The sequence below is a fragment of the Sediminibacterium roseum genome (assembly GCF_009939005.1).
GTDB lineage: Bacteria > Bacteroidota > Bacteroidia > Chitinophagales > Chitinophagaceae > Sediminibacterium > Sediminibacterium roseum.
This window is the reverse complement of the sequence record NZ_JAACJS010000002.1, coordinates 72,825-86,745: the sequence shown is the minus strand read 5'-3', so window position 1 is coordinate 86,745 and position 13,921 is coordinate 72,825. Positions and strand designations below refer to the sequence as shown.

The following is a 13,921-nucleotide window of genomic DNA, read 5'->3' as shown; positions in this document are numbered from 1 at the left end:
GATCATAGACCAATGTCAAGATACGAACCATTTGTTTACTGCACTTCTGCAAACGTATTTCCCTTGGTAATGTCGCCCGTTTCAAAGCCTCTTTTGAACCAATACATTCGCTGTTCTGAAGTTCCGTGTGTGAACGCATCAGGAACCACGCGGCCGCTGCTTTGTTTCTGCAGGCGGTCGTCGCCGATGGCGTTGGCCGCATTGAGCGCAGATTCTATGTCGCCGGCTTCGAGTATTTTCTTCATTTTCTGATCACGGTTGGCCCAAACGCCTGCATAGAAATCTGCCTGCAGTTCCATCTGAACAGAAAGTTTGTTGAATGCGCGCTCGCTCAGGTTCTGCCGTTGGTTGTCCACTTTGTCTGAAACACCGGTTAGTTTTTGGATGTGGTGCCCTACTTCATGCGCAATCACATAGGCCTTTGCAAAATCGCCCGACGCATTGAACCGGGTTTCCAGTTCATCAAAAAACGAGAGGTCGATGTAGACTTTCTGGTCTGCCGGGCAATAGAACGGACCGGTGGCCGCGCTCGAAAAACCGCATCCGGATTGGGTTTGGTTGGAAAACAACACCAGCGTGGGCTCTGAATACGTGCTTCCGTTCTCGCGAAAGATCTCTGCCCATACATCTTCGGTGTCGGCAAGCACTACTTTGGAGAACGATGCCTGTTCTTCTTCTTTCGCACTTCTTGGTCCCGACTGCGTATACTGCTGCGGGCCCAGGTTGCTGTTCACATCCGAAGGATTGCCGCCCAGTAAAAAATAAAGCAATCCGATAATAATGGTACCGATGCCGCCGCCCGCGATCAGTCCGCCGCTCATTCCCCGGCGGTCCTCTACGTTGCTGCTTTCGCGTCTTCCTTGCCAGAGCATATGTCAGGGTTTTAGAAAAATGGTTATGAAAAAAGTATGCCCGATGGTTGGGCGGCCTGCACCACGAAGGTTTTTGCTTCGTTCCAAAAACCGCTCAAGACTTTTTATATACTACCGCACACCGCGCAAAGATCGGCAGGGAAAGGGATAAAAGAACTGCTGAGGATACCGGTATTCCAGACAGGTACAAAACTGCGCAAATCAACAAAACAAAAAACGGGTAAACCACCAGCAGCACACCAAACAGAACTGAATCGTAAAAAACGGTTGACCGGGTTTTTACCCTTACCATTTTTTTGATCAACAGGTAGGGGAGGAAATGTATGGCCATGCCGATTGCGGCGGGTATAAAAAGTAAACCCTTTTGTAAAGGAGCGATGGCGGCTTTGTGATGCGGGATCGCTATGTTTTGGCCGATGACATCAAAAAGCAGCGTGTTAAAGTGTTTACTGTTTTTGGGTTCTTCTTCGTAGATAAAAAGGGTTTTCGCGTCGATGGGTGGTGCGAGGATGATGTTGATGATCTTTCCAAAACTGCAGAAAGAATCATAGGCGAGCGACACAGGTAGTATGCTAAACCCGGGTAGTGCCTTGTTTTCGCTTGCGATCCTGGCGGCGCCCTTTTTAAAAGGCTGCAACTCGTGTTTGTTCACGCATATTCCTTCGATGAAAATCAAAACGATTCCCCCGGTTGATAAAATCTCTTTGCTTCTCCGGAACGCTTTTTCATTCAGCCCTAGGTTTTCTTTGCCTTCACTCAAGCGGTAAATGGGGATCATGTGCAGCATCCGCAGCATTTTACTGTGCCAGGGTTTTGTGAATGCATCGCCACGCGCCAGGAAATGAACGGGCCGTTTGAAAAGGGCGCCGATCAAGATTGCGTCAAAAAAGGAGTTGGGGTGATTGGCGGTGATCAATAGCGGGCCCTGGGTCTCCAGGAACCGACTGCCGGTCACGGACATTTTCCTGCAGAAGATTTGCAGGGCGAGCTTTACCATTAGTTTGATCAATCGATAAATCAACCGCAGTTTTGTTTGGTTGAATATAAATCATCATGCGAAGAGTTATCACAGAATACCGGTTTCCGTTAATTATTGAGCGCTTATAGACGAACATTTCTATTTGTCAATAGAAAATAGCTAAATCGGCGGGTGTTTGGTTGCTTTTTGGAGGAGGTCAAAAATGCGAAGAGTCACGCTCCCGCGTGACTCTTCTGTTTTAACTAACTAACCCATCCTCAAAAATTTATGTCGATGCAGTTGCGGATTGGACCGATGAAAGCCGGATTGGATCGTGGATTAATCACAGATTGAACTCCGCTTTAAATCCGGTTCGGATCTCGGATTGAATTCCAGATTAACTCCGATTTCAATTACGGATTGAACTCCTTTTGAATTCCCGTTCGAATAATGGACCGGGTTCCGGGTTAAATCCCGGTTTCAATCAGGGATGAATTTCCGGCTCGAATTCCGGACCCGTTGCGGGTTGAATTCCGTTTCCGATCTCTGATCTCTGGGCCTCCATCCCCGATCCCCATCCCCGAAAATCACCAGCAATCAGCCCGCTCTGGCCATCCTTCATCCTTTATGCTTCTGCGGCAACTTTTACTTCATTTATCTTGGCCCTGATCTTCGCCTCGATCTCATTGGCCATTTCCGGATTGTCGCGGAGCAATGATTTTACTGAATCGCGGCCCTGGCCGAGTTTGTTGCTGTCGTAGCTGAACCAGGAACCACTTTTCTGAACAATGCCCAGCTCTACACCCATATCGATGATCTCGCCGAGCTTGCTTACGCCTTCTCCGAAGATGATATCAAATTCTGCTGCGCGGAACGGTGGCGCTACCTTGTTTTTTACCACTTTAACCTTTACATGGTTTCCGATAGCGGCATCGCCGTCTTTGATCTGTGTCATGCGACGGATATCCAAACGTACCGATGCATAAAACTTCAATGCATTACCACCGGTTGTTGTTTCTGGGTTGCCAAACATCACACCGATCTTCTCGCGAAGCTGGTTGATGAAAATACAGATCGTGCCTGTTTTATTGATCGTAGCGGTAAGCTTGCGCAATGCCTGGCTCATCAACCTTGCATGAAGACCCATTTTGCTGTCGCCCATCTCACCTTCCAGTTCGCTTTTTGGAACGAGCGCTGCTACGGAATCGATCACAACAACATCCAGTGCACCAGACAGGATCAGCCTGTCTGCGATCTCCAAAGCCTGCTCGCCATAATCCGGTTGCGAGATCAGCAGGTTGTCTACATCCACGCCCAGTTTCTGCGCATAGGCACTGTCAAATGCATGCTCCGCATCGATGATCGCACACATACCGCCTTTTTTCTGCGCCTCGGCAATTACATGCGTCGCAATCGTGGTTTTACCAGACGACTCCGGCCCGTATATTTCAATGATCCTTCCCTTCGGTAATCCACCTACTCCGAGCGCCGCATCCAAACCGATGGAACCCGTGGAAATCACTTCCATTGGTTCTGCACTCTTTTCGTTCATCATCATCACACTTCCCTTTCCGTAGTCTTTGTCGATCTTATCAATCGTAAGCTTTAGCGCCTTCAGTTTTTCTGCATTACTCATTTTGTTAGAATTTAAGGATCAAATTTAATGGAGACGTAAAAGTAATGGTTTTTTGTTATCAACACTAATATTTTTAGTATTTTTTTCCTAACGTCTTTAGTTTAACATTATTGTTGATCATGGTGTAAAAGTAATATGGCCGGGAAGCCAGGACAAGCGTATTTGTACCTGATTTGAACCGTTTTTACACCTTTTTTGTTTGAAATGTAACCTGTTAAAGCGCAAATCGTTGAACAACGGGCCGGTTGCCACAATTCAACCCGGCGATCTGGCACCCAAATTGCACGTTCGTTAATGCCATACTTTAATTATGTATAAACATTTCCTTTTTTCCGCTCTGCTCATTGTTATATGCCCGTTTGTGCATGGCCAGGATGACTGGAAGCTGAAATCGGATAAGGACAACATCAAAACCTATTCAAAAAAACTGGCCGATTCCAAGATCAATGCGGTCAAGATCGAATCGGTGTTTCCGTGCTCCGTTTCGCAGTTCGTTTCTGTTTTGATGGACGTCGATTCGTACGATGACTGGATCTACAACAGCAAATCGACCCGTCTCATCAAAAAAGTTTCGCCGGCTGAGCTGTATTATTATTCGGAAGTGGCTTTTCCGTGGCCCACGGCCAACCGCGATTTTGTTTCGCATGTGGTGATCTCACAGGACCCGCGCACCAAAATTGCGCGCGTAGACGCGAAAAATGTGTCCGGGCTCGTTCCCGCAAAACCCAACCTTGTGCGCATTGAAAAATCTTCGGGCACCTGGGTGATCACTCCGCAGGGGCCGAACCAGGTTAAGATCGAATACATACTGCAGGTTGACCCGGGCGGCGATCTCCCGGCCTGGCTCATCAACCCGTTTGCATCGAAAGGTTTGGTAGAAACTTTCAAAAACCTCCGCAAACAACTTTCCAAACCGGAATACGTTTCCGCCCGGCCGCCGTTTATCGTTGAATAGCGGGCCGCCGTTTATCCAATGTTTCATTTTGTGTTTTTGATTTTGGCTATTTTGTTCTGATAAACTTATGTCTATGAACAAAATATTGTCTGCCTTTGTCCTTTGCTTTTTTGTAGCCTCTGTTTCCGCACAACAAAAAGTAAATCCCGCGATCAAGAATTTCGGGTCGGTATATGATGTTGCCAATGCAACTGAAAAACCCGATCCGAAAATGAAATACAAGATCCTGGTAGAGATCACAGACGCTGCCGAGAAACCCGATTCGCTCAATGTTTACCTCGAGGCCGTGGCCACGCTTTACAACCTGCACGTAGTGGGTGGTGTTCCTCCCAAAAACATAGATATGGTGGTGGTGCTCCGCAAAATGGGAACCTATGCGGGTTTTACAAATGAACGTTTTCAGAAATCGTTCAAAACAAACAACCCGAATCTTCCTCTTATCACCGAACTGAGCAACGCAGGCGTGAAATTTTTCGCATGCGGGCAAACCATGATCAAGGCGAAGATTGCCGACACCGATATTGTTCCCGAAGTAAAGATCGCAACCGCTTCGCTCACGGTTTTAACAACCTACCAGTTGAAGGGGTATGCCTATATTAATTTTAAATAACCGGTTCGTCATTTTTTTCCCAACCAGAACAAGGCGTCCAGTATAAACCGGTTTTGTGTGTCGTTGGCGAAAGTGTAGGAGAGTGTGCCGTTGGTTTTTCCATAGTCCATATCGTTGTGGCCCATGTTTACGTAAACCATCCTGTATTTTTTGTTGGTCCATGCAACGGGATAATAGCCGCTGTGCCAGATCTCGTGCTGCTTAGGGCCCGTTCCCAGGGGAAAACTTGTTGAATCGATCGATAGCAGGATCTCGATAGCCGGATTTTTACGCAGGTCCTTTTCCCAGCGGTACCATTCGTTTGGCGACGACCTGAATGTTTCGCCAAGGTTTCTTGTTGCCGGGTGTTTTTTATTTTCTACCCGCAGGATGGCCGGTGTTGGCCGCCAGGTATTGCTTGCGTATTGGCCTGCGCCGATGAATTCGTTGTGGTACCAATCCCAGTCCTGGTTATACGTTGATGGCGTTAAGGCGAACGCCGCAAAATGAAATCCCATCCATGCGCCGCCATGCTCCATGTATTTCCTGAATGCCGCGCGCTGTTCGGGCGCTTCGGGGCGTGTGTCTAAAAACAAAACCACGTTGTACTGCGACAGGAATGGTTTGTTGAGGTTGCCCCAGTTATCGGTTGAGTCGTATGTGAAATTATTTTTTGCCGCCGTTTCGGTGAACCACCTGTTCGCCTCGTGTACGTACGAAATGTGCGCAAGATCATTTTTGGCCGTGAAGAATGCGACGACCCTGAACAATGGTTTTTTCTGTGCAGAAGCAACGGCTAGTATCGTGAACGATACAACGAAAGAAAATATTTTTTTGGCCTGCATGATCTTTTGTTTGATTGAAAAGATACATCATTTGCTTTTTCCTTTTATGCAAAAAAAACCGCGAAATCATTCGCGGTTCCTTTGTTATGTTTGGCCTGGTTACCTGTTCATAGACGCCAGGAATTCTTCATTGTCTTTCGTTCCTCTCATCCGTTTCAGCAACTCGCTCATCGCTTCTTCGGTGTTCATATCGTTGATGAAGAGACGCAGGATGTTCATGCGGCCCAATACTTCTTTATCGAGCAACAGGTCGTCGCGGCGCGTTGAAGAACCGGTAAGGTCGATGGCAGGGAAGATGCGTTTGTTTGCAAGGCGGCGGTCGAGCAGCAGCTCCATGTTACCGGTACCTTTGAACTCTTCGAAGATCACCTCATCCATTTTACTTCCTGTTTCTATCAGGGCGGTAGCGAGGATGGTGAGTGATCCACCGTGTTCTATCTTACGTGCCGCACCAAAGAATTGTTTTGGCTTCTGCATCGCATTTGCTTCCACACCGCCGGATAATACTTTACCGGAAGCGGGTGCAACGGTATTGTGTGCACGTGCAAGACGTGTGATGGAATCGAGGAGGATGATCACATCGTGTCCGCACTCAACCAGGCGTTTTGCTTTCTGCAATGCGATGGTTGATACTTTTACGTGTTTTTCTGCGGGCTCATCAAATGTAGAGGCGATCACTTCTGCGCGAACGCTGCGTTCCATATCGGTAACCTCTTCCGGGCGCTCATCGATCAATACAACCATGAGGTAACATTCCGGGTGGTTTGCCGCAATGGCGTTGGCCACTTCTTTCAGCAACATCGTTTTACCAACTTTGGGTTGTGCAACGATGAGGCCACGCTGTCCTTTACCGATCGGGGTAAAGATGTCCATGATGCGTGTGCTGTAATTATTGGATGTTGTAAAAAGATTCAGTTTTTCAAAAGGGAACAACGGTGTGAGGTAATCGAACGGAACGCGGTCGCGCACCTCATCCGGGCGTTTGCCGTTGATGCTGTCTACTTTCAGTAAGGCAAAATATTTTTCTCCTTCTTTGGGTGGACGAACCGCGCCGTGCACGGTATCGCCGGTTTTCAAACCAAAGAGTTTGATCTGTGAGGGAGATACGTATACATCATCTGGTGATGACAGGTAGTTGTAATCGGAAGAGCGTAAGAAACCGTATCCGTCGGGCATCATTTCGAGAACGCCTTCGCCGAGTATCACTCCTTCAAATTCGATGTTGAATGCGGGTTCTTTGCGTTGTTGCTGGCGGGGGTGTTGCTGTTGCGGTGTTTCCTGTGCCGTGGCCTCGCCCGGCTGTTGTGGTTCTTCAGAGCCCGAAGGGGTTTCTGATGCATCCTGCGGTGCGGTTGGCTGGGCGCCGTCTGCATTGCCCTGCGGCTGCGCGTTGCGCGGGTTCTCTGTTCTTTGTTTGCGAACCGGGCCCTTTTTAGGAGCCGCTTTTTCTGAAACCGGCGCTTCCTGCATTACTTCGGCCTCTTCGGTGCCGTTGGTGGTCTTAACCGTGACCGGTTTGCGCGGGCGCGAAGTTTTTTTCTTGGGGTCGTCCTTGGTTTCGCTGGCCTGTACCGCCTGGCTATCGAGGATCTTGTAGATCAGTCCCTGTTTGTCAAGTTTCTTGGCACCTGTAATGCTCAATTGCTCAGCAATATCAAGCAACTCGGGCAGCAGCATGTCATTCAATTGCAAAATGTCGTACATAAAAAATGGAATCTGTTAATGGGGGAAATTGTTAATGAGGGAATTCAATTTGTCAATAATTAAAATCCAGTCTAAAGAAATCGGAACTCAGATAGAATGGGCTTTGTATGTTTTGATCGGAAAGAGAGTAAACCGGTTCTGCCAGGAGCTAGTGAAGACCCTTCGGTTTGGTTTCCATTGCAATGTTAAGCCAGTTTTTCCGTAAAACAAGATTTTTTATGCGGATTTAGTGAAGAATGGGTGTTAAAACGGGTTGTGGCTGGCGGATTGGTTATCTTTGCTGCCCTGAAAAGTTTGCCGGGTATTTTTGTTGATCCCTGCCTGCCTGTGCAGTCAAAAAACAAAAAAATCGTACCAGTAACCCCAGGCAAACCTATAGATCAATAAGAAACAAACCATAAAATAAACAACAAGCATGTTCAACAAAAGAACAAAGATCAAACAACTGCTCGCAACGGGCGAGGCCGGGCAAACAGTTACCGTAATGGGTTGGGTGCGTACTTTCCGCAACAACCAGTTCATAGCCCTCAATGATGGCAGCACGAACAATAACCTCCAGGTTGTGGCCACACTCGGTTCTTTTGATGATGCCTTGCTGAAACGCCTCACCACCGGCGCTTCCGTAAAAGTAACAGGTGAAATTGTTGCATCTGTGGGCAAGGGTCAAACCCTCGAAGTAAAAGCAAACACGATAGAAATACTGGGTGATAGCGACGCGGAAAAATATCCCCTGCAACCCAAAAAGCACAGCCTTGAATTCTTAAGGGAAAAAGCGCACCTGCGTTTCCGTACCAATACATTTGGATCGGTGTTCCGCGTAAGGCATTCGCTTGCTTTCGCCGTTCATGAGTTTTTTAACAGGAAGGGGTTTGTTTACCTGCACACACCGGTGATCACCGCAAGCGATGCAGAAGGTGCGGGTGAAATGTTCCGCGTAACCACACTGCCACTGGAGAACCTTCCAAAAACAGAAGATGGTGCGATCGATTTCAAAGAAGATTTTTTTGGAAAAAGCGCCAACCTCACGGTAAGCGGCCAGCTCGAAGGCGAACTGGGTGCAATGGCCTTCAGCGATATCTACACCTTCGGCCCCACTTTCCGCGCAGAGAATTCGAACACCACCAGGCACCTCGCCGAATTCTGGATGATCGAGCCGGAAGTAGCCTTCAACGACCTTGAAGACAACATGAACCTCGCCGAAGAATTCATCAAATACCTGATCCAGTACGTGATGGACCACAACCGCGAGGACCTCAGCTTTCTCGCGCAACGCCTGGCGGAGGAAGAAAAACAACTGCCGCAGGACAAACGCAGTGAACTGGGCCTGATCGAAAAACTGGAATTTGTGCTCAACAACGATTTTGAGCGTCTTACTTATACAGAAGCGATCGAGATCCTGAAAGAGAGCAACCACAACAAGAAAAAGAAATTTCAATACCCGGTGGAAGGATGGGGCGTTGACCTGCAGAGCGAGCATGAGCGTTACCTGGTAGAAAAACATTTCAAAAAACCGGTGATCCTCACGAACTATCCGAAAGAGATCAAAGCCTTCTACATGCGCCAGAACGACGACGGAAAGACCGTTGCAGCGATGGACATCCTCGCACCCGGCATCGGCGAGATCGTGGGCGGATCGCAGCGTGAGGAGCGGCTCGACAAGCTGGAGCAGCGCATGAAAGAAATGCATATCCCCGCCGAAGAACTGAGCTGGTACCTCGATACCCGCCGTTTCGGAACGGTTCCGCATGCGGGTTTCGGTCTTGGATTTGAGCGCATGGTACTCTTTGTAACCGGCATGACGAATATCCGCGACGTGATCGCTTTTGCAAGAACCCCGAACAACTGCGAATTCTAGCAAATGCAATAAGAAAACAGGCGCCGGGAAGATCCGGCGCCTGTTTTTTTGTTTGTTGAAACGTTCCGCAAGTTTTTTTGTGGATAATTTCTGAATTTAACCCTACAATCCTATATTTGCAGCCCTATCAACGGTGCGGTAGCTCAGTCGGTAGAGCAAAGGACTGAAAATCCTTGTGTCGCCGGTTCGATCCCGGCCCACACCACTTGTCCACCGAAGCTTCAGCGAAGGTGGACTGAACTTAGAGAACCCTGACAGAAATGTTGGGGTTTTTTATTTTCTCCTCTAGAACCCGCGTCCTTACATAATGTTCTCATTTTCAATAGAGATCATAGTGGGACATGTAAAATATTGCTGTTTCATTTGGTTGAAGCCTTGGTCGCCGCAATGAATTTTTCGAAAGTTCCGGGAGTAGCTTACATGTTCTCTGAAGAGACTTGCTTATAAATCGATCCTCTTTAAGCAAGATAACAGATAGCTAATACTAGAAAATCTACAGATATCCAGCAGCGGGCTGGCAACGAAGCTCGTTTATTGGCTTGTATCAATGTACTATTAGGGTTACTTACGATTGATGGTTTTCCCTTTCCCCCTTTTTTTATAATCAAAAATAGTCTCTAACCTATGTTCAATGACATCATTTGGATAGATCACAATGCCAAAATGCCTTAATTGTACACTTTGGTAATCTTTGTCGTTTTCATTGTATAATTCAAAGATGAATTTTTTCAATCTGTCTTTTATGTTCAATTTGTACTTGTCTGAATAATATAACGTGTTAACTACGCAAAGCTTTGGGTTCGGATTCTTCTTATAAACAAAATCAATTTCCCTATCTCGTAGGAATCTAACAAAATCGTCTGTGTAGTAAAATGTTTTATCGTTGAATGAATAAACTGCTGACGAAAAATTAAAGAAAGCCGTGTCAGGAATTTTTGCTTCCAAATTGAAACTGAACGTTGGAAAATGGTCATTTTGAAAAGCCCAGGTTTGTTTTAGGTACCACAGGTCAATGGTTGTCTTGTGGTAAAATATCTTATAACCTCCGAAGCTATTTTTGTGAATCTCGGCATCAGCAAATATTTCTAATAGATCAATTTCATTTTCAAGAATAATGTCGATGTCTCGGTTATTCCTCTCTCCAAGAAAAAAATTTCTGATAACCCCACTAAAAATAAAAACCCTGGTTTTTTTGCTTACGCGGACAATGGAATCCATTACCTCCGGCTTCTCTGTCTGCATTAAGTAGTCATAAAATGCAAGCTTAGAATTACTTATTGTTTCCTTTATTTCAGATAATCTTTTGTCCACTTAATTTTTGATAATGATTTAAAGCAAATTGGTCGGTCATACCAGATATAAAATCCAAAATTACTCTAAATTTAAAGTAGTCATCTAAATCTTCAAATTCCGGGTTTATTATATCCTCTATACTCTTTTTTAGAGACCTCATTTGCTTCAAATCTTCATCTGAAAGCTCCTCTCTAATTTGTTTGTCTAAAAGAACAGAATAGGTCTTTTTTAGATCAATAAAAGCGTCAGAATCTTTTTTCAATTTTTCGCGTTCTTCTTTTATATCTTTAAGTTTGCCTTTATTATGTTTGAAAATGCCAGCATCAGCCTTGTTAGCCCCCAAAATTTTCGCAAGCTTTCGCTCACTAATCTCAATAAGATTTTCATCTAAGGCAGCGTCTATTACAGATTTTGATATTAGGCTTTTTGCACGTTTTACGTACTTGGGATTTTCGTGAAAAAGAAATCCAACATAAAAATCCAATAACCCCTTAAATACCGCATAACCAGTGGATTCCAAATAATTTATATCCCGCGATGCAAAAATCTTTTTGGAACAACCCTGTAATATCTTGTATATTTTGTCTGGATCATCTTTGATAAGTTCAATTCCGTATTTTCCACTTTCAATTAGATCGAGATTTTTTTCAAAATTAGCAAAAGCCAAATCGACAAAATAACGGATCAGCTTGATCCGTACATTAACCATTTTGGTCGTTGGATTCATGAGCTCATCATTGCAAATCTCTATTACTCTTTTTGCAACTTTAGATGTGTTTTTAATGAAGCAATCTTTTATATAAGAAATATCAAAAACCCCCTTGTTAAATCCATCTTCCATATCCATGCATAAGTAAGCAATTGAGTCAGCCGCTTCCATCAAATAACAAAGTGGATGACGGAGTATGGTATCGCCGTTTTTTAAACCAGTTTCCTTTATGATCATGTCAAAAAAAGCTCGCTCGGAGAAAAATACGCCATGCTTTGATTTCTCGATAAACTTCTTTTTTATAGTCTTCCCTTTTGCCTTTAACTGGATTTCGACATTATCATTTATTTCATCATGATTAGGATATTTCAAATAAGAGGCTAACGTGGCAAATGTGAGATTTAGACCATATGGGTTATCCAGGTATTGCAGTTTTGTTATAACTCTAAGACCTTGCGCATTTCCATCGTAATTGAAAAAATCCCTTTTTTGCCAGGGGGTCAATTCTGTAAATTTTGGGTGTTTGGTTTTTTGCAAGTTCTTAAAATAATCAGAAACGATCGTTTCTCCAAAATGTCCAAATGGTGCGTTACCAATATCGTGAATGAGACATACATTTTGTAGTAAAATTGGAAGAATACGCATTAATCCGAGCTCATCTTTTCCTGTTTTCTTTTGAATTTTTTTTGATTTACAAAGCATTAAACCAAATGTATACCCTAATGACATTACCTCATTTGAATGAGTTAATCGAGAATGTATATTATCATCAGTCGTTAAAGGGAATACTTGCGTTTTATCATGCATGCGACGTAATGCTGGACTATAAATAATCCGACCGTAATCGCTCTCAAATTCGTTCCTTATATCAAGGGGTTTAGACTTCTTGATTCTTTTGTTAGAAAGCAGTTTGTTCCAGTCCATATATCATTTTTAGAGTTAACAAAATAGAGACGTCGGTATGTTGGAGTTATACCATTGTTATTCTTTGATCGGGAAGTGGGGAGAAGGATATTATATCAAATATAAAAGAAAATTATTATAAATCGAACAATCTATTAAATAACTGCCTCAGATATGAAATCCATTGCGGGCATTAGTTCGTTTTTAATAAAAATAACCAAACTTCTGGATAACAGTTTACCCTGTACGAACTTTGCCATGTGAAATTTTGCATGAAAAGTTCCTATCGCAAGAAATAGATTAAGGGATACAAAATGAAAAGTTTGAGCTGTACCAAGATACAAATGGAAGTATTTGGTTCTAGCAAAATCATTTAAGTATTTATGCTTAACATCAGCACACGCTTTTTGCTCCCCAGCAAAACCCGTAATCATTTCCCACCCCCCTTGTAGAAAAAATCCGACACCTTTTTAATAAAATTTTAAACCCATCACATTTACTTCCTTTTTTATTTTACAACAAGGATTTAACCGTGCTTCAAAGCATGATCAAATCCTCTGCAACACAGCTGATCAGACAAACTTTGCACCCCCCACAGCAAATTTGTTATTCCTTGCGCAAGAATATGCGGGATGGTTTTCTTTTGATCAACCCTAAGAAAAAATGAAAAAAGACGAGGCCCAGTCGAGCAGGCTTCGCGGATCGCACGGAAACAGCCAATGAATTTTTTTATTCCGCCAGCTGCATCGCGGGCTGGGCTCGGGCTGCCATTCTTAACCCTTAAAACCAATATGCCATGAGGAAACTCCTCTATGCCAGCTGCCTCCTGCTGGTAGTTGCCGTGGGTTGCAAAAAAGACATTGCAAACGCGCCCGTAGACAAAAAAGCCGAACTGGTAGAAACCATTCTGGCAAGCAAATCCTTTGGAACCTTGATCGAGAAGATCGGCAACGGCGGACTCGATGTGAACCTCCGCCAGGTTAAAACCGATATACTCGCGCCGGAGGACGATCCCGAAGATCCGGGTTACATTCCACCACCCGACCCTTATTATCCTCCTCCTCCTCCTTCCTACAATCCGCCGGGTATGGACGATTACCAGGTTGACCGCGCCGCAAATGCGCTGGCCGCTTTGGTAATGTTCTACAACGAAAACCCGGCACTGTACGAACTGCCGGTAGAAGACCAACAGGGCGTGCTCGATGTTGCGATCAACAGGGTGGCTTCTCCCTCTTACCGCTCGGAGCATCCCAGCAACCCGGGGGTGATCAGCTTTGGCAACCTTGCCAAAAGAGTAGGCAAGGAAAAATCTGCAATGGTGGCTACCAATGCATTGTCGGGCAATGCCGCCGGCATCCGTTCCGATAAATTGCAGATGGACGAGGTTACCGACTGCCTGAAAGATGTGATCATCGGTGTGATCGTAGGAAACTGGTCAACCATCAAATCGCTGATCGGTGTGATCAGGGGCTATAACCTGGGAATGGATGGCATCATCAATGTTTGCAAATCTGCGATCCGTTCTACCATCGGCGCTTCGGCCGCAGGCGCGTTGCTTACCTTCGGACTCTGTGTTGCATGGGAAGCCTGGGATTAATTAAA

General features: G+C 45.2%; 11 protein-coding genes and 1 tRNA gene. 5 read left to right on the top strand and 7 right to left on the bottom strand.

Going from position 1 to position 13,921, the window contains the following annotated elements; all coding sequences use genetic code 11:
• Positions 1-35: 35 nt before the first annotated feature.
• The 3 genes from ypfJ to recA form a co-directional block, all read right to left on the bottom strand.
• A complete protein-coding gene (ypfJ, locus tag GWC95_RS00270; RefSeq protein WP_161816669.1) occupies positions 36-872 on the bottom strand; it encodes a KPN_02809 family neutral zinc metallopeptidase in 837 nt (278 codons plus the stop codon).
• A 94-nt stretch (positions 873-966) separates the two neighbouring features.
• Positions 967-1,833, bottom strand: coding sequence for a 1-acyl-sn-glycerol-3-phosphate acyltransferase (locus GWC95_RS00265; protein WP_161816668.1), 867 nt, complete (start codon positions 1,831-1,833; stop codon positions 967-969).
• Positions 1,834-2,455: 622 nt separating this feature from the next.
• On the bottom strand, positions 2,456-3,466 hold the full coding sequence (gene recA, locus GWC95_RS00260) for a recombinase RecA (RefSeq protein WP_161816667.1): 1,011 nt from the start codon (positions 3,464-3,466) through the stop codon (positions 2,456-2,458).
• 310 nt (positions 3,467-3,776) lie between these two features.
• Here recA and GWC95_RS00255 point away from each other — a divergent pair, with 310 nt between their 5' ends.
• Complete coding sequence (locus GWC95_RS00255; RefSeq protein ID WP_161816666.1) at positions 3,777-4,421, top strand: START domain-containing protein; 645 nt, start codon at positions 3,777-3,779, stop codon at positions 4,419-4,421.
• A gap of 73 nt (positions 4,422-4,494) precedes the next feature.
• The gene (locus tag GWC95_RS00250) at positions 4,495-5,031 is read left to right on the top strand and encodes a DsrE family protein (protein WP_161816665.1); all 537 of its coding nucleotides are present in this window, start codon (positions 4,495-4,497) and stop codon (positions 5,029-5,031) included.
• Between the two features lie 8 nt (positions 5,032-5,039).
• Here the strand turns inward: GWC95_RS00250 and GWC95_RS00245 are convergent, their stop codons facing one another.
• Together GWC95_RS00245 and rho are read right to left on the bottom strand one after the other, a co-directional pair.
• The gene (locus tag GWC95_RS00245) at positions 5,040-5,855 is read right to left on the bottom strand and encodes a ThuA domain-containing protein (protein ID WP_161816664.1); all 816 of its coding nucleotides are present in this window, start codon (positions 5,853-5,855) and stop codon (positions 5,040-5,042) included.
• A gap of 99 nt (positions 5,856-5,954) precedes the next feature.
• Complete coding sequence (gene rho / locus GWC95_RS00240) at positions 5,955-7,559, bottom strand: transcription termination factor Rho (protein WP_161816663.1); 1,605 nt, start codon at positions 7,557-7,559, stop codon at positions 5,955-5,957.
• A gap of 415 nt (positions 7,560-7,974) precedes the next feature.
• On the opposite strand from rho, the gene asnS reads away from it, so the two are divergent.
• Together asnS and GWC95_RS00230 are read left to right on the top strand one after the other, a co-directional pair.
• On the top strand, positions 7,975-9,414 hold the full coding sequence (gene asnS / locus GWC95_RS00235) for an asparagine--tRNA ligase (protein ID WP_161816662.1): 1,440 nt from the start codon (positions 7,975-7,977) through the stop codon (positions 9,412-9,414).
• 132 nt (positions 9,415-9,546) lie between these two features.
• Positions 9,547-9,619 (top strand) — tRNA-Phe (locus GWC95_RS00230).
• Between the two features lie 356 nt (positions 9,620-9,975).
• Here the strand turns inward: GWC95_RS00230 and GWC95_RS00225 are convergent.
• Both GWC95_RS00225 and dgt read right to left on the bottom strand, forming a co-directional pair.
• Positions 9,976-10,725: a hypothetical protein gene (locus GWC95_RS00225; RefSeq protein WP_161816661.1), complete on the bottom strand. Its 750-nt coding sequence runs from the start codon at positions 10,723-10,725 to the stop codon at positions 9,976-9,978.
• Entirely contained in the window at positions 10,706-12,340 is a 1,635-nt protein-coding gene (dgt, locus tag GWC95_RS00220; protein ID WP_161816660.1) for a dGTP triphosphohydrolase, read from the bottom strand. Before dgt ends, GWC95_RS00225 begins: the two co-directional genes overlap by 20 nt.
• A gap of 775 nt (positions 12,341-13,115) precedes the next feature.
• On the opposite strand from dgt, the gene GWC95_RS00215 reads away from it, so the two are divergent.
• A complete protein-coding gene (locus GWC95_RS00215) occupies positions 13,116-13,916 on the top strand; it encodes a hypothetical protein (RefSeq protein ID WP_161816659.1) in 801 nt (266 codons plus the stop codon).
• Positions 13,917-13,921: the final 5 nt, after the last annotated feature.